Source organism: Ruegeria sp. BG11 (assembly GCF_056538565.1).
This window is the reverse complement of record NZ_JBQFTH010000014.1, coordinates 87032-106253: the sequence shown is the minus strand read 5'-3', so window position 1 is coordinate 106253 and position 19222 is coordinate 87032. Positions and strand designations below refer to the sequence as shown.

Here is a 19222-nt window from a genome sequence, read left to right as displayed (position 1 = left end):
GGATACTGAACAGGCATCTCCCAGCCCGCAAAATCAACCATCTTTCCACCCAACTCAACATGAAGAGAGTAAAGTGGAGTGCGATTCGGTGAAGTCATTATTCTAACCTTTCAATCAGCGGGATTGGTCGCGAACGACCGTCACAGTGCAGTGCGCATTCCGAACCACTCGGGCTAAGTTCGGGCCAATCTCATAGTTCGGGAAATCGCCCTTGGTGGAGGCCATGACAATCAGATCAAAACCCTCTTTGTAGGCGAGTTTCAGGATTTCACGGTAAACGCTGCCTTCTTCGATATGGATCGCCACATCGGAGGCATCGCCGTGGTCCAGAATGGCCTGAACGGCGTTGCGGACGTGATCCTTTGCTCCGGCGCCATAGTTCGCGGGCAGGTTCGGAAGTTGGATAATCTCAGGGATGACGGCAACTGCGTGCAGTTCGGCACCGTAGAATTTCGCCTGTTCCAATGCGACCGGCAGGGCCAGTTTCCAGGAACGGTCGTCGGTATGATCAATGGGCAGCAGGATTTTCGTGGCCATCACGTCTCTCCTCGAGATATGGAATTCTGTTTCAAAGGCGGGGGGCCAGATTGGCCCCCCGTTTTGGTCGGGCCGAACTTATTCGGCAGGTTTTGCCTCCGGCTCTTCGGACTGGCCGCCCGAGGCGAAGAACTCTTTCGTCAGTTTGAAGACGATCGGGCTCAACAGGGCCAGGGCGATCAGGTTCGGGATAGCCATCATGGCGTTCAACGTGTCTGCCAGCAGCCAGATAAAGCCCAGATCTGCAGTTGCGCCGAAGTAGATCATGACGATCCACAAGACGCGGTAGGGCATCAGGGATTTCACACCCAGCAGGAACTCAACGCATTTCTCACCATAGAAGGACCAGCCAAGGATAGTGGTGAAGGCGAAGATCGACAGAGCGATGGCGATCAGATAGCCACCGATACCGGGTAGGGACAGTTCGAACGCATGGCTGGTCAGAGCCGCACCGGATTCACCCGATGTCCAGGCACCCGAGGCGATGATTGCCAGACCGGTAATCGAACAGACGATAATGGTGTCGATGAACGTACCCAGCATCGCGATCAGGCCTTGGTTAACCGGACCTTTGGTCTCGGCTGCGGCGTGTGCGATCGGAGCCGAACCCAGACCGGCTTCGTTCGAGAACACACCACGTGCCACACCAAAGCGGATGGCGGCCCAAACTGCAGCGCCCGCGAAACCACCTTCTGCGGCGGACGGAGTGAACGCGTAGGTGAAGACGAGCGACAGCGCCTGTCCGATATTGCCGATGTTGATCAGCAGAACCAGCAGGCCTGCGATGATGTAAGCAACAGCCATGAACGGAACCAGTTTACCGGCAACCGCACCGATGCGAGTGATACCGCCCAGGATTACAGCTGCGGTCAGAACCATCAGAACAACGCCGGTGACCGAGGTGTTCAAGCCGAAGTTCGCTTCAAGAACCTGTGCCACACCGTTGGCCTGTACACCATTGCCGATGCCGAAGGCGGCGATCGCGCCGAACAGGGCGAATGCTACACCCAGCCAAGCCCATTTCGCGCCGAGACCGTTCTTGATGTAGTACATCGGGCCGCCAACATAGTTCCCCAGCTCGTCTTTTTCGCGATATTTCACCGCGCAGACAGCTTCGGCATATTTGGTGGCCATGCCCACCAGGGCGGTCATCCACATCCAGAACAAGGCGCCTGGACCGCCCAGGAAGACAGCAGTGGCCACACCAGCGATGTTACCTGTACCGATGGTTGCCGACAGCGAGGTCATCAGCGCGTTGAATGGGCTGATCTGCCCTTCGCCCTGACCTTCCCGGCCTTTGAACAACAGGCTGAAGCCCGTGCCAATGCGCAGAATCGGCATAAATTTCAGCCCGACCTGCAGGAAGAAGCCGACGCCAAGGATGAGAACCAGCATCAGCGGCCCCCATACGACGCCATTGATGGCCCCTACGATTGAATTTAACGCTTCCATGGTATTCCTCCCTAGTGCGTCTGGTTATGCCCCGGCAGCAATCGCTCGTTGGCGAGCTTGCTTGAGGGCGGCAAAGTCTTCGTCCGCGTGGAATGACGAACGGGTCAGCGGAGTGGCTGACACGTGCAGAAAGCCCTTGGAGCGCGCGATCTGCTCCAGCTGGACGAACTCTTCCGGTGACCAGAACCGATCGATCGGGTGATGTTTCGGTGTCGGTTGCAGGTATTGCCCGACTGTCAGGAAATCGACATTTGCGGCGCGCAGGTCATCCATTTCTTGGCGGACGTCACTGAGGCTTTCGCCAAGGCCGACCATCAGGCCGGATTTGGTGAAAATCTCAGGGTTTGCGCGTTTGGCATCGTCCAACAGACGCAAAGACGTATAGTACCGCGCGCCGGGACGAACCGCTGGGTAAAGATGCGGCACAGTTTCCAGATTGTGGTTGAAAACGTCCGGCGCTGCTTCAAATACCAGATCTGCAGAAGTCCCCTTTCCCAAGAAGTCCGGAGTTAAAACTTCGACGGTGGTTTCAGGGTTTTGGTGGCGCACTGCTCGGATAGTCTGCGCTATGTGTTCGGCACCGCCGTCTTCCAAATCATCACGATCGACCGAAGTGATCACCACATGACGAAGCCCCAGCTTCTTGACGGCCGCCGCGACACGGCCCGGTTCGAACACATCCAATGCGTCCGGCCGACCGGTGGCGACGTTGCAGAAGGAACAGCCACGCGTGCAAACCTCGCCCATGATCATCATGGTGGCGTGGCGTTTGGACCAGCACTCGCCGATATTCGGACAGGCGGCCTCTTCGCAAACCGTCGCCAGGTTATGCTCTCGCATCAAGCGACGGGTTTCATAATACTCGGTGCTGTCACCCTTTTTCTTGCGAATCCACTTGGGCTTGCGGGGAATGACACTGTCTGCCTTCTTGGCCTTTTCGGGGTGGCGGGGGCGAAGCTGGATGGTCATCTGGCGGCTCCTTCTTACGCGTGGATCGCGCGGCCCAGAGCGTCGAGGCAGGCTTCTTTGACCGCCTCGCCCATAGCCGGATGTGCATGACAGGTGGAGGCGACCTCGGCGACGGTGGCACCTTTGGTCATCGCCAGAACGAGTTCCGCGATCAGATCACCGCCGTGCGCACCGCAAATATGCGCGCCCAAAATTTCGCCGTTCGGGTCAGCCAAAACCTTGACCGCGCCGTCGGTTTCTCCGGTCGACCGCGCGCGCGAGTTGGCCATGAACGCGAATTTGCCGACCACGTATTCTGCACCGGCTTCTTTCAGTGCCTCTTCAGTCACACCGACCGAGGCGACCTCAGGGTCGGTGTAAACGACACCCGGCACGGTGTTGTAGTCGACATGGCCGCCCAGCCCCGCCAACATTTCAACGCAGGCAACGCCGTCTTCTTCGGCCTTATGGGCCAGCATCGGTCCGGGGACGCAGTCCCCGATCGCATAGATGCCGGGAACCGACGTGCGGAAGCTGTTGTCAACTTGAACAAAGCCGCGCGGGTCAAGGGCTATCCCCAGTTCTTCCAGCCCCAACCCGCGCGTGACGGGTCGGCGTCCGACGGCGATCAGAACCTTGTCAGCCTCGATCACCTCTTCCTTGTCTTTGCGGACCCGGTCCAGAGTAAGCGTTAATCCGGTTTCAGACTTTTCAATGGCCTTCAGTGCTCGTCCCAACTGGAACTTCAGGCCACGTTTGCTGAGCGCGCGCTGCGCCAGTTTCGCAACCTCGCCGTCAATACCGGGCAGAACACGGTCCAGATACTCAACCACTGTGACCTTGGCCCCAAGACGCGCCCAAACCTGACCCAACTCTAGCCCTATAACCCCTGCCCCGACGACAACCAGATGATCAGGCACCGTGTCCAGCGCCAAGGCACCGGTTGAGCTGAGAACATCCTGCTCATCGATCTCGATACCGTTCAGCGGCGTCGGCTCAGACCCCGTGGCGATCAGAATATTTTTGGCCTCATAGATATCGTCGCCAACCTGCACCTGCCCGTCCGCCGGGATACGGGCCCAGCCTTCGATCAGCTCAACGCCGTTCTTCTTGAATAGAAAACCGATGCCCTTGGTAAGATCGCCAACGATCTTGTCCTTGCGCCCCATCATTGACGGCACGTCGATGCTGGCCCCCTCAACCGCAATGCCATGGGAGGAGAGATGTGCAAGCTCGGCATATTTAGCCGAGGAGGTCAGCAACGCTTTGGAGGGGATGCACCCCACATTCAGACAGGTTCCGCCCAGCGCCCCGCGCCCTTCCACGCAAGCCACTTTCATACCCAGTTGAGCCGCGCGGATCGCAGCAACATAACCGCCGGGGCCGCCCCCGATGACGATGAGATCGTAAATGCTCATTGGGTGTTCTTTCAGTAGATTGGATAGTTGGCGCAGAGAGCGCGGACTTTTGCGCGGGTCTCGGCTTCGATGGTTGCATCGCCTTCAGCGGACTCACGCAGCGCATCGAGCACATTGCCGATCAAGTGGCCGATCTGAGTGAACTCATCAGGCCCAAACCCGCGGCTACATCCAGCGGCCGTTCCCAGCCGGATACCGCTCGTGATCGTCGGCTTTTCTGGATCACCCGGCACGCTGTTCTTGTTGCAAGTGAACCCGGCGCGTTCGAGCGCGGCTTCTGCATCTTTGCCGGTAACGCCAAGCGGCCGCAAATCAACCAGCATAAGGTGGTTTTCTGTGCCGCCCGAAACGATATCACAACCACGCGCCATCATGACGTTTGCCAAAGCAGTGGCGCTGTCGACGACACGCTGCATGTAATCCATGAACTCTGGCTTCAACGCCTCGCCAAATGCGACGGCCTTACCCGCGATCACATGCATCAAGGGGCCGCCCTGAAGCCCGGGGAACACAGCAGAGTTGATCTTTTTCGCCAACGCCTCGTCATTCGTCAGAATGATCCCGCCGCGCGGACCGCGCAGAGTCTTGTGGGTCGTCGAGGTGACCACATGCGCGTGACCAATTGGCGAGGGGTGCAGCCCGGTCGCTACCAGACCCGCGATATGCGCCATATCGGCCAGCAGCCAGGCACCGACCTCATCCGCGATCGCGCGGAACCGAGCGAAATCGATCTTTTGCGAATAGGCCGAAGCGCCAGCGATAATCAGCTTTGGGTTTTCAGCCTTGGCCAGCGCTTCGACTTGGTCATAGTCGATCAGCCCCTCGTTCGTCAGGCCGTACTGAACCGGGTGAAACCACTTTCCCGACTGCGCAGGCTTGGCACCGTGCGTCAGGTGACCACCGGCATCAAGCGACATGCCAAGGATCGTGTCACCGGGGCTGAGCAGCGCAAGCTTCACCGCTCCGTTTGCCTGCGCGCCAGAGTGTGGCTGAACGTTGGCGAACTCACAGCCGAACAACGTCTTCAATCGTTCGATCGCTTCAACCTCAACCTCATCCACATATTCGCAACCGCCGTAGTAGCGGCGACCGGGATAGCCCTCAGCGTACTTGTTCGTGAGCACAGAACCCTGCGCGTCGATCACAGCCTGTGAGACGATATTCTCGGACGCGATAAGCTCGATCTGTTCTGCTTGGCGCTTGCCTTCACGTGCAATCGAAGCAGCAATAACTGGATCTGCATCTTTGAGCGTTTGTGTAAACATGGTTCCCTCCTCCATACTCGAATCCCAAATATGAAATTTTGTTTCCTATAGTGGAAATTGGATACTCAAGGCAACATATATCTCGTACTTGTGAAGTTGTGCAAGGATGGGGAAATCGGTAACCTGCGGAAAATCAGGGAGATTTCTATGGTCGATGACAGCCTGAACGACGCCGTCGGGCCGGAAGAACAGGACGAAGGCGCTGCTTTGGGGCGTTCAATCCGGGATGCGCGCCGCGCAAAAGGGTGGACGTTGGAGGAAGCCGGACGGGCAGCGGGAATCGGTCGCTCGACACTTTCCAAGATCGAAAACAACCAGACGCGACCCAGTTTCGATATTGTTCGCAGGCTGACCCAAGCGCTGGAAATGAGCACCCCGCAGCTGTTCCTGCAATCAGGCCAAAGTGGTATTTCGGGCCGCCGCGACTACACTCCAAAAGGCCAGGGCGAGATGAAGGACACACCGACATATCTGCACGAGTTGCTCTGCCCTGAACTTACCAGCAAGCGAATGCTGCCGTATATCGCGACGATCAAAGCCCGTGATGTGTCTGAATTCGAAAACTGGATCAGACATTCGGGTGAAGAATTTATGTATGTGATCAGCGGCGAGTTAACTTTTATTTCCGAACACTATCGCCCGTTGAACATGAAGGCCGGGGATTCCCTGTACTACGACAGCGGCATGGGTCACGGCTGCATTTCAACCAGCAAAGAAGACGCAAGAGTCTTGTGGGTTTCGCTAGAGTAGTCTCAAGGCACAGTCGGTTGTACTGGTATGCCCCCGCTGCATAAACAACGCGCCCGCGTCTCCGCCAAGTTTCCCGTCGGTGGGGCTCTGAGCCAAACTCCCAAACACTTGGACGGACTGATCGTCTTCCTCCAGGATGGTTGAGTTAAACTGGATTTCAACAGCGTCAAATGGACAATCCGTTTAATAGCCCTGATCAGGACAAACGCGTTGTTCGCTAGACACGAGACCGGAGTTCAATACTGGGCATTCCTCGCCTCAATGAACGAAACCTGCAAACTCAATGGCGTAGACCGCCCCGCCTAGCTCGCCCGAACGCTGATCGCTATTGCAAGCGGTCACAAACAGGCAAACATCGCCAGCCTGATGCCCTGGAACTATCCCGCTGACGTGTGACAAGTTCACGTTTTATGGTCCAAGCTTTGTTCGGACGGATAACTGTCACCTCAGTGACCTGTCTTCGTGGGGCTGAGATACTTTGACTTGAGTTCAGGACAGCTACCTAAAATCGTTCAATTGCGGTTTCCACTTGGCCGCAAAACTTATCAATATCGCGCTTTAGCATATCGCTTTCTCGGGTCTCATCTCTGACCGCAGATAGTTCATCTACAACAGCTCGCAAATCTTCTTCTGGAGCTGCCTCCGCGATGCGCACCAAAGCTCGAATAAGGGCGGCCGTTACGAGCCCATTGCCTCTGGCTGCGCGTCTCAGTGCCGGCATTGAGTCGCTAAACAAAGACTCTGCCGTGATTGATGGGTAAACCACTCGCACAGCTCCGTCGTCATCCCGATACACGCCCGTACAGAGCTTGGACGACCACGCTCGAGCCAGAGACGCCGACAGTCGGTCGATGCAGACTATTGCGGTAAACGTGTCATTTACACCCGGTGACAACGCCCGAAGTGCAATTTCAACGAGAAGATGGACAGAAAAGCGGATATCTCCACTAGGATCTCGTGCGGGGATCAACGGAGCTGCTGCTTGCACCAAATCATTGAGGCTCTCTTCACTATCATAATAAACGTTGGCCAAAGTGTCCGTTGGAACTATGAAGTCGCCTGGCTGCACATCAAAAGCGACGACGGCTCCTGCTTCCTTGGCGGCACCCACCAGACCTTCGGTATTGATCGAGTTCACATATCCAGTGCCCGAAGCCGAGACTTGGCGCTTGTCTCCCTCCTCAGGGACTGCCTCTGAAGATGGAATATCTGCACTGTTTTCGATTGCGGTGCTCACTTGGCGATCCAAGGCTTCAGAAATCCGCGCCGCCTCCTGATCAATGGTTACGCGCGTCGATACTGTATGAACGAAGAGCAGCAGCAAAAGAACTGAAATGATTGAATAGACTATTCCAATCGCAACGGCCGAATTGACGGATGTGTCATCGCGTATCAGCCACAAGATCATCAAGCTGTACAAAAACGTCGCTCCAAGTGAGCCCACTGCAACCTGATTTACCCTGTCTTCGCCAAAGCGCTGCAAGAGCCTGGGCCCAATAGATCCAGCTGCCAAGGTGTAGACCAGCAAAACAATGGAATAGACCATGACCAACGCGGACATGGATGCTGCTGAGATTGCGCTTAGTACATCGCTCGCAGTACGATTAGAAACGCTCAGCCAATCGGAAGCGGACCAACCCCAACTCACGAGCGCTTGCTCCGTTTTGAAGACAATCCCAGCCACCAAAAGCCCTGAAAGACTAATGGCGGCAGGGATGGTTAGGAACCCGCGAAAGTACCTCACTAATTCTCTAGGTGTTTGCATTCCGGTCCCCATTCACGACACGAGCTTTGTTCACGAACCCAGCTTTACGCGAACCGGTCGGCCGCTTCTTTCAAAGCACTCCGCATATCGCCCCATGCAGTCTCGTAGCCCTCTTTGACGTCTTCCCAGGCCTCGTCGCTGGTCGACTTCAAGTCATTCAGTTGAGCCTCTGCGTCAGACCTTGCCTTGTAGAGCTTACTGAGCTGCTCCTCGAGCTCGAGTTTGGCGTCCGCTTCGGCCAGTTTCAGCTTGGCTTCGAGAACATCAATTTGAGCATTCCAGCTTTCCAGTTGCAGCTGCGCCTTTTTCTCGTACCCAACGCGTGTCATCAAATTTTCCTTTCGTCTCAAACTTTGGTTCATATCAATGGGAGCTGCCAATTAGGCCGCAACAATTGCCTTGAGCATCCAGACCGCTTCCTCATGCTTCGCCATCCTAGCGTTCATCAAATCCTCTGTAGCCCCATCGCCATAACGGGCAGCGGTCGCGGCAGTCTCACGCAGGTTCCGGGCAATCGCTTCGTGGTCCGCAACCAACTGGTTGATCATACCCTCTGCGTTTTTGACTGTTTCTTCTTCAGTCAACTTGGCTTGGCTAACCATGTCCGTGAACGAGATCGGGGCCACCTGACCCAGAGCGCGCACACGCTCGGCCAAATCATCCGCAGCTTCAAACAGGTCGCGATACTGACGCTCTGTCAGTTCATGGATCGGCAGGAAGAGTGGGCCCACGACGTTCCAATGTGTGCCTTGCGTTTTCACCATCAGAACCATGGTATCGGCCAGTACTTCCGTCACCGCATTTGCGATCCAGGCGTTCTTGTCGATGCCTGTGTCGTTGGTTTCTTCCTGAACTTCAGACTTCAAAACTTGCTGTATCATTTTCACTCCGTTTCGTTGCTTGTGGAGTAGAACCTAAGAGCAAAAAGACATTTTTCAAACAAAATCATATACTTACTATATGTATCCAACGCATCATGCGGCGCTTCATGATCCTGGGTATCCAGCCCAACATGCCAACATTGCTGTAGACACGCAGGCCCAATGCCATACATGCTTGGAGTAACTGACGTAAGCTACTGAGGTCATGCCAGTGTCCGATCAAAATCGACCACCAAAGCGCACGGAAAAACTGCAACTGATGCTCGACCTCGAGGAGCTTAAAGCCATTGATGATTGGCGGTTCGAAAACAGATTGCCGTCCAGAGCGGCCGCCATTCGAGAACTCATCCGCCGCGGTCTGATTTCCAACGAGTTCGAAGAGCCACCTACTGACGCGCCTTCCGGGGAGTTTCGTGTTGTGGATGAGTGACAGGAAAACCCACAGAGAATTCTAGTTACGCCGGTGGAGAACCAACATGGCATAAGCGATCACACGATCCTCTACGTCAGCATCAATTCATCGGTGAAAAGGTATGAGGCGCTCCAACATCTGAGCGTTGGCCGCGTTCACATCCGCATCTTTTTTTCAGATGAGTGATGACGCCCCGCCATACCGAATTGCGCGTGCGACCTGTTTTGTCAAAGGCCGGCTCGGGTAGATCGGCCAACTGAACATGGGGGGCTGTTTCAGATCCAATCCAAGCCTCGAAGGTATCAAAAAGTGCCGCGTTCACCGGGTGCGCCGGACGAATTGTCATCAGCCTCAAGCTGATCGGCAACATCGTCCATGGTGGCGGGGTTTTTGTTAGAGATCACCGGCTCGCGCAAGTCAATTGCATCGAAATAAGGGAACTTGACATGTGGAGCTACGCAAGAGCCGAACAGGAAGAGGGGGCAGCTAGCACCCCCGCAAATATTGTCAGGCCTTGATCAGATGCCCGCCATCAATATCCAGCACAGAACCTGTCAGGAAATCGTTGGTCATTGCCATGATGACAGCTTGAGCGATTTCGCTGGCTCTGCCGACGCGGCCAACAGGGAGCGATCCACCAACTTGCGCATACATACCTTCGCGGGCTTCTTCTGGCATGTCTGCATAGGTTTCGGTGGCAACCATCCCGGGGCTGATGCAGTTGACACGGGCCTTACCCGCCAGTTCTTGCGCGAGCCCCATGGTCAAAGCCTCAACCGCCGCGTTCACCGCACCCAGACCGGTAGCGCCGGCAGATGGGCGGCGGCTAAGCACACCGGAAAACAGCGTGATTGATGCACAGTCGGCCAGATACGGCAGAACCTCGCGAGTGGTCACGTAGGGGCCAATGAATTTAGCCTCAATCATGCCGCGCAGGTCGTCAGTCGGCAGTTCAGCAAACGCGCCGTGCGCGGCACTGGATGCCGAGATGACGAGATGATCGACCTTGGCAAGGCTGGCAGCCCAGGCTTTGACAGCTGCTTCGTCAGTGGTGTCAACGGAAGCGACTGAAATGTCGCCTCCGATTTCAGACGCAACGGCCGACAGTTTCTCTTCGTTGCGGCTTGAGATTGTAACCTTGGCGCCCAAACTGGCTGCAAGTTCAGCTGTTGCCTTGCCCATACCGCTACCGCCGCCAACGATGACGACATGTTTGCCTTTTAGCGCGGCTTCAAAAACGTTTGTCACAGTTCCACTCCTTTTCCCTTCAGTTGCATTTGCACCGGATCGCAGCTGTGGGTTGGTTCGGCTGGTTGAGGAACACTCTTCCAGGCCCAACTCCGGTGTTAGGTGCTCCAGGCAACCATCGTGCCCCTTGGAGCTTTCAACCCGTCGCAATCTGAGCGTTTGTTGTTTCTGGTCGGATATCTAGTGCGCAGAACGAAGTTGTTGAAATGGATAAATAGAATGCGATAAATTCACAAAATGAATATTAAATCTATCGACCTCAACCTCCTCAAAGCCTTCGACGCGATGTACCGAGAACGACATGTCGGCCGCGCTGGGGCGTCTATAGGCCTTGCCCAACCCTCCATGAGTAACGCGCTGAACCGGCTTCGCGCCAGGTTCGAAGATCCACTCTTTCAAAGGGGGCCGGGCGGAATGGTACCTACCAGCCGCGCGGAAGAATTGGCGCCAAAAGTGCAAGGCGCGCTGACGATCGTTTCCGAAATGCTGGAGCAAACCGAGTTTGATCCCAAACACGCCCAAGGCCAAATCACCGTTGCAGCTTCGGATTTAGCAATTCTTCGTTTGGCGCCTGCGATGGTCACATACTTTGCAGAACACGCACCAAATCTTAGCCTGATCTTCGTACCGATGAACAAAACGGATCTGATTGATCAATTGGATGCCGAAACAGTGACGTTGGCCATTGGTACATTTGGTCAGCTTCCTGCGCGGTTTCATCGACGGACGATTATGCCGGACAGTTTTGTATGTATCGCCCGCCGCGATCACCCTTTGACCCGAGATGGTTTGACACTTGAGTCGTTCCTAGAGGCTCGTCATGCATTGATGACACTGAACAATGACAAAATCGGTTTTGTAGATAAGGCACTAAAGAAGCTTGGAAAAGCTCGGCAAGTGGTTTTGACCTGCGCCCAATTTGCTCTGCTACCCGATATCGTCGCTCAATCCGACTTGATTGCAACTGTGCCAACGTCGTTGACTCCGGTTGCGCGGCGCGCTGGGTGTGACGTCTTTCCAACGCCATTGGATTTGCCGAAATGGGAAAGCGAAATGGTTTGGACCCAGAAGACAGCACATGAACCCTTGGGGCGCTTCGTTGTAGACTCATTCACTGAAATGAGCCGTTCGACGGAACTCGATCTGGGAAACGCGTTTCCTGGGGTCAGGGTTCATAGCCAATAGATGACTGTAGTTTGCCGCGCTAGCGCTGGAGAAAAAGAGGGACGCTACGCCATCTGCTTGTCGTTCAGTCAAAAAAACTGCTAATGCCACCGCTCTGAATTCCAAGCCGTGAATCCTGCAGCGCAACGAATATCAATACACCCTGACCTTGCGGGTCCGACTGAACGTAGCATCATCCAAAGCCTTAAAGCTACTTTGGTCCGGTCAGCCCTTTCAGAACGTAATCCGCTGTGCTTGGGCTGCTTGCGAAGGGTAGATCATAAACGATCGCTAGACGGCTCAGAGCTTTGACATCCACGTCGTGCGGCATCGGCGACATTGGGTCGATAAAAAAGAACAAACCGTCCAGCCGGCCTTCGCAGATCATTGCCCCAAGTTGCTGGTCCCCGCCTAGTGGCCCGCTATGCAGCGCGGTGACATTAAGCTCAGGCAAGGCGGCCCTGAGGCGGCCACCGGTGGTTCCGGTGGCGAACAATTCCGCCTGACTTAGAATGTCAGCATGGGACTGGGTCCATTCGACCATCAGGTCTTTCTTGGCGTCATGGGCAACCAGGGCCAGTTTGAGCGGTCTACCTGATGAATTGCTCGACATAGTCCGCCCCTAAACCAACATCCTCATAATGTTTACGGCACATGTCGATTTTAGTGAAGACGTCCTCATACCCCATGGTTTTGCCCCATGGGTCAACATACAGCATCACGCCGTTGACCTGGAAATAGGTGATCATTTCGTCGACATCATCGGGTACGATCAGAGTGTGGGTTTCGCCCGGCGGTTCGAATACATAGCCGCCTTCCTCCGCGACCCAGTTATGTTCCAGATAATGCCAGCGGCCTTTCAGAACAAAACCATGAACTGGCTGCGGATGCCGATGCCTCGACAGAACTCCGGATTTCCGCACCCGTAGCAGGTTCATCCAGTACCCCTGGGACCGGTTCAAGCAGAGCGGTCGGAACGAGACGTTTTCAGTTTGCGGCACCCAGACCCTCTCGTCTTTGGCGACGGCTTCAGGGATGACGATCTCGTCCTGCGCATCCTTGGGGAAGGGCAGCTGATAAGGCATCCTGGGATCGTCGTCGTTTCCTTGTACTGGCATCAGTTGCCCTCCTCACATTGCAGAATAGCCGCCGTCCACAGGATAGACAGCGCCGGTCACAAAAGCAGCCTCATCCGACAGCAGCCACGCGGCCAGCGCGCCAACCTCGGATGGTTTGCCCCAACGGTCCAGCGGCGTCCGACCCAGAATGGGCTGGTTGCGAGCCGGATCGGCGCGCAGAGCCTCGGTCATTTCGGTTTCGATCCATCCGGGTGCAACTGCATTGACGCGCACGCCATCCTCAGCCCATTTTCCAGCCAAGGCCTTGGTCAACTGCGCCACCCCGCCCTTGCTGGCAGAATAAGCAGGAACAAGTGGCCCACCAAAGTAACTGAGCATCGACGCCGTGTTCACGATGGCCCCGCCTGACGCGGCCAACAAGGGTTGCGCGGCCAGACAGCAGCGCATGGTACCGGTCAGGTTGATATCGATCACTGTCTCAAAAACGTCGATCTCATACTCCGCGCCACGTGCCAGAATACCTGCGCAATTGACCAGCCCGTCGAGTTTTTCAATCCCACCGAAGAACGCGGTTACGGCCTGAGTATCCCGCACATCCAACTGCGCACAGACGTCGTCAGGGTGCTGCGCAGCATGTTCCGCAACCTCTTCAGCTCGGACACCGGTCGCGGTGATGCGCCATCCCTTGCGGCGAAGTTCCCCTGCGATACCAGCGCCTATGCCGCGGGTGCCGCCAATTACAACGGCGTATTTCATGGATCAATCTCCTTCCGCGAGAAACGCCTCGACCGCATCTCTGCGAGGCATCGGGGCAACCGCTCCATACCCTTGAGTCGAAAGCGCAGCAGCGGCGTTGGCATATCGTGCGGCCTGAAACGGATCATCGCCCGCAACAATACGAGACAGGAAGGCACCGTCAAATGTGTCGCCTGCGGCCGTGGCATCCACCGCTTCGACGCGACGGCCTTTGACACGTTCACGCTTGTCTGGTGTCGCAACCAGGGTCCCTTCGGCCCCCAACGTCAGGGCGACAATTTTTGCCCCGAGGTTCAGATAAAAATCTGCGATGTCATCGGGATCGGACAGGCCAGTCAGTTGCTCGGCATCATCCAAACCAGGAAGGGCAATATCGCATTTTGACATTGCGGCGTGCGTCACAGCACGGGCGCGTTCGATCGGCCAGAGCTTCAGGCGCAGATTGGTGTCGTAGGACACGAGGCCTCCGCCGTCCTTTACAATCTGAATGGCCCGAAACACGGTGTCGGCGGCAACATCCGAAATCGCCTGACTGATCCCCGAAACGTGCAGGATCTTCGCCGATTTCAACGCCGCCATTGGCAGATCATCTGGCTCCATCCGGCTACTGGCCGAGCCTTCGCGGAAATAACTGAACTCATGCCCGTTCGCGCCATGCGTCACAAAATAGACCCCGGTATGAGCATCCGCGACGTGACGCACAGTCGAGGTGTCGATCCCCTCGGCCTTCCACAGGTCCATGAAAGAATTGCCGAACGTATCCGCGCCGATATGCGTCACATAGCCGACGGACGCACCCTGCCGCGCAGCCGCGATAGCGCAGTTCGAAGTGTCACCGCCATGTCCTGGCAGGTAGTTCCCGTCAGGCTGCTGGTTGAACTCCAGCATCGGTTCGCCAAGGCACAAAATATCGGGGTTCATGGTCATCTCATCTTTGCAAAAAAGGGTCAGCCCCGGTGGGCTGACCAAGGAGTTTGGGAGGGTTATTCGGTCGTATAGCTTTGGCCGACACCCGGAATCTTCCAGATACGGAAGTTTGGGATTTTGGGGTCTTCAAAGTTCATGTCACCATCGACCCAGATATGCAGGTGATTCGAGACCACATACATCTCGCCATCCGGACCCCAGGCCAGCGTGTCCGGCCAGTTCATTTCCGGGTGGTGGACGAAACGGCTGACCTGACGGGTGGATTCATCGAACTTCATGATCCCGTCCAGCGACAGCGCGGTCATGTAGATGTTGCCTTCGTTGTCCGCCGTCATCCCGTCGGTGTTGGAAGGCAGCACCGCAGCAACCTCAACCGCGTTTTCGATGACTGTCTCATTGGTCTCGAAGTCCCGCAGGATTTCGGTCGGCAGGCTATACAGGTGATTGCCCGTCAGGTTGGTCCAGTAGAGCGTTTCCTTGTCGCCTGACAACGCGATACCGTCGGCACCGGTGCGCATACCGCCATTCTTCAGTACCGGACGGTCGTCAATGTTGAAAAAGAAATTCGGCTCATCATTGGTGAACCGGTGCTGGTCCAGAATGCGGCGCACCGAATTGGTTTTACTGTCATAAACAATCAAGCCACCATGCAGCGGGTCACAGAATATGCCGCTGTCGGCGATATAGGCAAAGCCGGTGTCGTTATCGACAGCCAGATCGTTCAGGAAAGAGCACTGGCGATCCGCCTCTTCCGCGGTGAAAACATAACGCTGAATTTCCTTGTTCTCTTTCAGATCCCACAGAACCAGCTTCGCGTCGCCATCCTTGAACGGAGGGCCTGCCACGTGGCCTTGATCGAGAATCCACATCACGTCATTGCGGTCGATCTCAAAACCCAGCACGGCCTTTAGACCATCGGGGTTCGACATGCTGTTCATTTCTTCAGACGGAAACGCCTCGAGTTCCCAAGTGTCACCGTTCTTTACCAGCTTGGAGACGGTTGAGGGGATCTCGGCCCCACCCCAACGCGCGGTGGACACATAGATGTTGCCCTGGCTGTCGACCTTGGCGCCTTGAACCAGTGCTTTGCCGTAGATCTCGCTCCCTTCCCAAGCGGATTTTGTCGCCTCATCCTTGACGGCATAGGGCAGAGTGTTCCATTCCGCGACCACCTCGAGCCCGCTCGCGAGCGCCGGGGTAACCAGGACGGCGGTAAGGGCCACCGTGTTGAGCATTCGTTTCAGCATGTATTACTCCCTTGCTGAGGTCTGGTGTCCCGCAGGTTGTTGCGAGCAACCTGCGGGACGTTTTGTTAGTTTAGATGCGGCCGTATTTCGCCAGACCTTCGCGCAGCGAGCCGCTTTCGATGATCAGACGTGCCTGTTCGGCTTCGCGCTCATCAATCTCTCGTGCCATGTCCAAGATGGGTTCTGCATGTTCACGAGGGACCACAACCGCACCGTCGATATCTGCAACGATGATGTCGCCGGGGTGTACAATCACACCACCCATGTCGACTTCTACATTCGAAGCCAGCGTACGAACGCGGCCCAGAGTGGTACCCGGGTTAACGCAGCGGGAATAGACCGGGAAGTCATAGTCGCGCTTGATCTCGACCAGATCACGCACACCACCGTCCAGAACGGCACCTTCGTGTTTGTTGGCAACGGCTCCGGCGGTCATCAGACCACCCCACAGCGCCACATCGGTGGTGCCATTGGTCGAGATCACGATGACCGAACCGGCCTCGGATTCGTCGATTGCGTCAAGCGCGTGCTGCGGCGGCAGGAATTCATCGGTAGGGCCTTCCAGAATTGTTACGGCCGGGCCAACGATCTTCTTTTCATTGATGCGCGGCTTGATCGAGGCCGGCAGAAATCCGGTCTTGCCGGACACCTTGTCCACAGCATCCGCGACGGATGCGGTGGCCACGTCGCGAAACCCGGCGACGAGTTCTTGGGTGTTCATGAGAGTATCCTCTTACGTTGGGAAGATTGAAAAGATGCGGCCGTGAGAGCCGCGTTGATTTGTGCGCGAGCCAAGTCGATGTGACCGGCCTCGAGCGCCTGGGCGGGCAGCAGATTTCCACCCATGCCAACGCAAAGCGCACCGGCGTTCAGATAGGTTTGCGCAGTGTCAGGAGACACGCCGCCAGTCGGCATCAGGGCGAGATTGGGAAACACGGATTTGACAGCCTTCAGGAAGCCGGGCCCTCCGGCAGCATCGGCCGGAAAAATCTTGATCACCGCAGCACCGTTTTCCGCATGATGGTGAACCTCGCCCGGTGTCATTGCTCCGGGCAGATAGGGCACTTTCGCAGCACCGGCTTCGCGCGCAGCAGCATCGCTCCAGCACGGAGAGACAACAAATTCGGCACCAGCGGCCAACACTGCGTCAGCCTGATCAGCGTCAAGAACCGTTCCGGCGCCGGTGTGAATTTCAGGATAGCGTTGGCACAGCTCAGCGATCAGAGCTGCGGCATCCGGAACCGTAGTGGTGATCTCCAATGCGCGGATTCCGGCCTCGGCCAGCAGGTCACAGGCCGTCAAAGCGATCTCGGGGTCGCTATGGCGGATCACCGGGACAATTTGCGCAGATCGCAAAGTGCTGACGAAATCTACCATTTGTTCACCCAGTGATCGGGTTGCTCGTGCTCAAGAACTCTCGCGACTTCACGCGCAGCGCAACGCTGCAGCACCGCAACCGAGCGTTCAGAGTACCAGGCAGCATGGTCCGACACGATGGTGTTGGGGCTATGCAAAAGGGGGTTGGTCAGGTCCACCGGTTCCTGTTCGAACACGTCGATCCCTGCCCCGAAAATGCGACCTTGGTGCAGGGCCTGAGCCAATGCGACTTCGTCCACCAAACCGCCGCGAGAGACATTGATCACGATCGAGGTCGGCTTCATCTGTGCGATACGCTCAGCGTTCAGAATATGCCGCGTTTCGGGCGTCAGAGGAGCATGCAGACTTATGACATCGGACACTTTGCAGAGGTCGATCAAATCCACCTTTTGCACGTCCGCCGCTTGGGCTGCGTCGTCGCTCAGATAGGGATCGAACACCAGAACCGAAGAGAATCCTAGGGCCTGGAACTTCCGTGCCGCTTGCAAGCCGATCTTGCCGCAGCCAATTAGGCCAAGGGTGGCGTTTTCGCGGCTAGGGATCAACGCCGCCTGCCCTACCCCCCATTGACCCTGCCGCACTTCGGCATCTCGGGACGGGATTCGCCGCTGCACGGCCAAATACAGTGCGAGCGCGTGTTCGCTGACTTCGGTTTCCGCACCATAGTCTGGTACATTCGCAACATAGATACCTCGCGATTGCGCGTAGTCCAGATCGATATTGTCGACGCCCACCCCATAGCGGACGACGACTTTCAGGTTCGGGCAGGCATCGATCACAGCCGCATCCACAATGCGTTCCCGCACAAGGATGGCAACCGGATCCAGTGCCTGCAGGGCCGGGACCGCCTCCGTTTCCGGCCCGACCGGCGCGATCTGAACATCCTGCTCGGCCAACACCGAAGCTTCGGTGTCATAGGCGGCATAGCCGGGTTCAAGAATTGCGATGGTTTGGCGGGTCATGTGACGGTCTCTCGGCATGGGTTATTGAGCCTTGTAGGCTTCGACGGCGGCGTCGAGGCGATCGGGCCATTCCTCGCCGATCTCACCGACGATGTACTCGCGCACGGCAGGCTGCGCGGCTTCGCGGAACAGGGCCTTTTGCTCGGGACTGACGGGGACCACTTCCATGCCTTTCTCCGACAGGATCGCGCTCGCATTCGCGTCCTGCGCAGCGGTCATGCCACGGTGGATCGTTTTCGAGATCTCAACGCATTGTTCGACGGCTTTCTTCTCGTCATCCGTCAGGCCTTCGAAGAACATGTCCGACATCAGATAGGCGTGCCAGCTGAACACGTGGCCATCGAGCGAGACGTATTTCTGGTGCTGGTAGAGCGACGCGTTGACGATATTCGTCACGCCGTTTTCCTGACCGTCCACGACACCCTGTTGCAGAGCGCCGGGCAGTTCCGGCCACGGAACGGGTGTTGCCGATGCGCCGAGGCTTTCGACCAGAGTCACCCAGACCGGCGCGGTCATTACGCGCATTTTCAGGCCTTCCATATCGGCAGGTTCGGCCACGGGCTTCACGTTGTTGGTGAAATTGCGCACCCCGTTGTCGGCCACGCCAAAGCTGCGGATGCCGGTTTTCGCCCGCATGTCTTCAGCCAGCGCGTCACCGAATTCACCGTCCATCACCGCCCAGGCCATCGCCTGATCGTCGAACAGATAGGGCATCGCCAAAACCGAGAAGGGTTTATAGACAGCCGAGATCGGGCCGTCATGGATCGCCGCCATCTGAACGGTGCCCAGCTGCAGCCCTTCCATGATCTCGGACCCGCCTCCCAGCTGCGATGCAGGGAAGATCTGAACATCAATCGAACCCGAGGTTTTGCCCTCGACGCAGGCCTCAAACGCCAGCGCGGCAGCGTGTTTGGGCGAGCCCAGGTCAGCGGCTTGAAAATGTGCGTATTTCAGCTCTTTAGCCGAGGCCGCACTGGCGGCGGTCATTGCAACAACAGCTGTTGCCGTCATCAGTTTCGACATGGTTTTCATGA

21 protein-coding genes are annotated in these 19222 nt (G+C 56.6%); 3 read left to right on the top strand and 18 right to left on the bottom strand.

The features are described 5' to 3' along the window. Positions 1-114: 114 nt before the first annotated feature. From ACR0JF_RS20120 to glyA, 5 genes are all read right to left on the bottom strand, one after another. Positions 115-537: a universal stress protein gene (locus tag ACR0JF_RS20120; protein WP_170637793.1), complete on the bottom strand. Its 423-nt coding sequence runs from the start codon at positions 535-537 to the stop codon at positions 115-117. Positions 538-615: 78 nt separating this feature from the next. Continuing rightward, on the bottom strand, positions 616-1989 hold the full coding sequence (locus ACR0JF_RS20115; protein WP_170661310.1) for an alanine/glycine:cation symporter family protein: 1374 nt from the start codon (positions 1987-1989) through the stop codon (positions 616-618). Positions 1990-2013: 24 nt separating this feature from the next. Further along, complete coding sequence (lipA, locus tag ACR0JF_RS20110; protein ID WP_170661311.1) at positions 2014-2958, bottom strand: lipoyl synthase; 945 nt, start codon at positions 2956-2958, stop codon at positions 2014-2016. Between the two features lie 14 nt (positions 2959-2972). Continuing rightward, complete coding sequence (gene lpdA / locus ACR0JF_RS20105; RefSeq protein ID WP_170661312.1) at positions 2973-4355, bottom strand: dihydrolipoyl dehydrogenase; 1383 nt, start codon at positions 4353-4355, stop codon at positions 2973-2975. An 11-nt stretch (positions 4356-4366) separates the two neighbouring features. Next, positions 4367-5620 (bottom strand): serine hydroxymethyltransferase, encoded by a 1254-nt coding sequence (gene glyA / locus ACR0JF_RS20100; RefSeq protein ID WP_170661313.1) that lies wholly within the window; start codon positions 5618-5620, stop codon positions 4367-4369. A gap of 147 nt (positions 5621-5767) precedes the next feature. Here glyA and ACR0JF_RS20095 point away from each other — a divergent pair, with 147 nt between their 5' ends. Next, positions 5768-6370 carry an XRE family transcriptional regulator gene (locus ACR0JF_RS20095; RefSeq protein ID WP_170661314.1) on the top strand — a complete coding sequence of 201 codons (603 nt, stop codon included), beginning with the start codon at positions 5768-5770 and terminating at the stop codon, positions 6368-6370. 502 nt (positions 6371-6872) lie between these two features. Here the strand turns inward: ACR0JF_RS20095 and ACR0JF_RS20090 are convergent. Genes ACR0JF_RS20090 through ACR0JF_RS20080 form a run of 3 tightly spaced genes read right to left on the bottom strand, consistent with a single transcriptional unit; the run spans position 6873 to position 9016 of the window. Beyond that, positions 6873-8135 carry a DUF2254 family protein gene (locus ACR0JF_RS20090; RefSeq protein ID WP_170661315.1) on the bottom strand — a complete coding sequence of 421 codons (1263 nt, stop codon included), beginning with the start codon at positions 8133-8135 and terminating at the stop codon, positions 6873-6875. Between the two features lie 44 nt (positions 8136-8179). Beyond that, positions 8180-8464, bottom strand: a complete 285-nt coding sequence (locus ACR0JF_RS20085; RefSeq protein ID WP_170661316.1) for a sll1863 family stress response protein — start codon at positions 8462-8464, stop codon at positions 8180-8182. A gap of 51 nt (positions 8465-8515) precedes the next feature. Further along, positions 8516-9016, bottom strand: a complete 501-nt coding sequence (locus ACR0JF_RS20080; protein ID WP_170661317.1) for a Dps family protein — start codon at positions 9014-9016, stop codon at positions 8516-8518. 211 nt (positions 9017-9227) lie between these two features. Here ACR0JF_RS20080 and ACR0JF_RS20075 point away from each other — a divergent pair, with 211 nt between their 5' ends. Beyond that, a complete protein-coding gene (locus tag ACR0JF_RS20075) occupies positions 9228-9446 on the top strand; it encodes a hypothetical protein (protein WP_152456637.1) in 219 nt (72 codons plus the stop codon). A gap of 489 nt (positions 9447-9935) precedes the next feature. Here ACR0JF_RS20075 and ACR0JF_RS20070 read toward each other — a convergent pair whose 3' ends face one another. Continuing rightward, complete coding sequence (locus tag ACR0JF_RS20070; protein WP_480669739.1) at positions 9936-10766, bottom strand: SDR family oxidoreductase; 831 nt, start codon at positions 10764-10766, stop codon at positions 9936-9938. Between the two features lie 147 nt (positions 10767-10913). Between ACR0JF_RS20070 and ACR0JF_RS20065 the strand changes: the two genes are divergently transcribed. Next, on the top strand, positions 10914-11861 hold the full coding sequence (locus tag ACR0JF_RS20065; RefSeq protein ID WP_170661319.1) for a LysR family transcriptional regulator: 948 nt from the start codon (positions 10914-10916) through the stop codon (positions 11859-11861). A gap of 190 nt (positions 11862-12051) precedes the next feature. Here ACR0JF_RS20065 and ACR0JF_RS20060 read toward each other — a convergent pair whose 3' ends face one another. The 9 genes from ACR0JF_RS20060 to ACR0JF_RS20020 form a co-directional block, all read right to left on the bottom strand. Further along, complete coding sequence (locus ACR0JF_RS20060; RefSeq protein ID WP_170661320.1) at positions 12052-12453, bottom strand: methylglyoxal synthase; 402 nt, start codon at positions 12451-12453, stop codon at positions 12052-12054. Then, positions 12431-12958: a 2,4'-dihydroxyacetophenone dioxygenase family protein gene (locus tag ACR0JF_RS20055; protein ID WP_170661321.1), complete on the bottom strand. Its 528-nt coding sequence runs from the start codon at positions 12956-12958 to the stop codon at positions 12431-12433. The genes ACR0JF_RS20060 and ACR0JF_RS20055 overlap by 23 nt, the downstream gene beginning before the upstream one ends. A 12-nt stretch (positions 12959-12970) precedes the next feature. Next, positions 12971-13675, bottom strand: a complete 705-nt coding sequence (locus ACR0JF_RS20050; RefSeq protein ID WP_170661322.1) for an SDR family oxidoreductase — start codon at positions 13673-13675, stop codon at positions 12971-12973. Positions 13676-13678: 3 nt separating this feature from the next. Beyond that, on the bottom strand, positions 13679-14596 hold the full coding sequence (locus ACR0JF_RS20045; protein WP_170661323.1) for a sugar kinase: 918 nt from the start codon (positions 14594-14596) through the stop codon (positions 13679-13681). A 62-nt stretch (positions 14597-14658) separates the two neighbouring features. Continuing rightward, positions 14659-15849, bottom strand: a complete 1191-nt coding sequence (locus tag ACR0JF_RS20040) for an L-dopachrome tautomerase-related protein (protein WP_170661324.1) — start codon at positions 15847-15849, stop codon at positions 14659-14661. 70 nt (positions 15850-15919) lie between these two features. Next, positions 15920-16570: an RraA family protein gene (locus ACR0JF_RS20035; RefSeq protein ID WP_170661325.1), complete on the bottom strand. Its 651-nt coding sequence runs from the start codon at positions 16568-16570 to the stop codon at positions 15920-15922. Then, the gene (locus ACR0JF_RS20030; protein WP_170474908.1) at positions 16567-17226 is read right to left on the bottom strand and encodes a bifunctional 4-hydroxy-2-oxoglutarate aldolase/2-dehydro-3-deoxy-phosphogluconate aldolase; all 660 of its coding nucleotides are present in this window, start codon (positions 17224-17226) and stop codon (positions 16567-16569) included. The genes ACR0JF_RS20035 and ACR0JF_RS20030 overlap by 4 nt, the downstream gene beginning before the upstream one ends. Further along, complete coding sequence (locus ACR0JF_RS20025) at positions 17220-18188, bottom strand: C-terminal binding protein (RefSeq protein WP_170661326.1); 969 nt, start codon at positions 18186-18188, stop codon at positions 17220-17222. Before ACR0JF_RS20025 ends, ACR0JF_RS20030 begins: the two co-directional genes overlap by 7 nt. A 21-nt stretch (positions 18189-18209) precedes the next feature. Further along, on the bottom strand, positions 18210-19220 hold the full coding sequence (locus tag ACR0JF_RS20020) for a DctP family TRAP transporter solute-binding subunit (protein ID WP_480669733.1): 1011 nt from the start codon (positions 19218-19220) through the stop codon (positions 18210-18212). Positions 19221-19222: the final 2 nt, after the last annotated feature.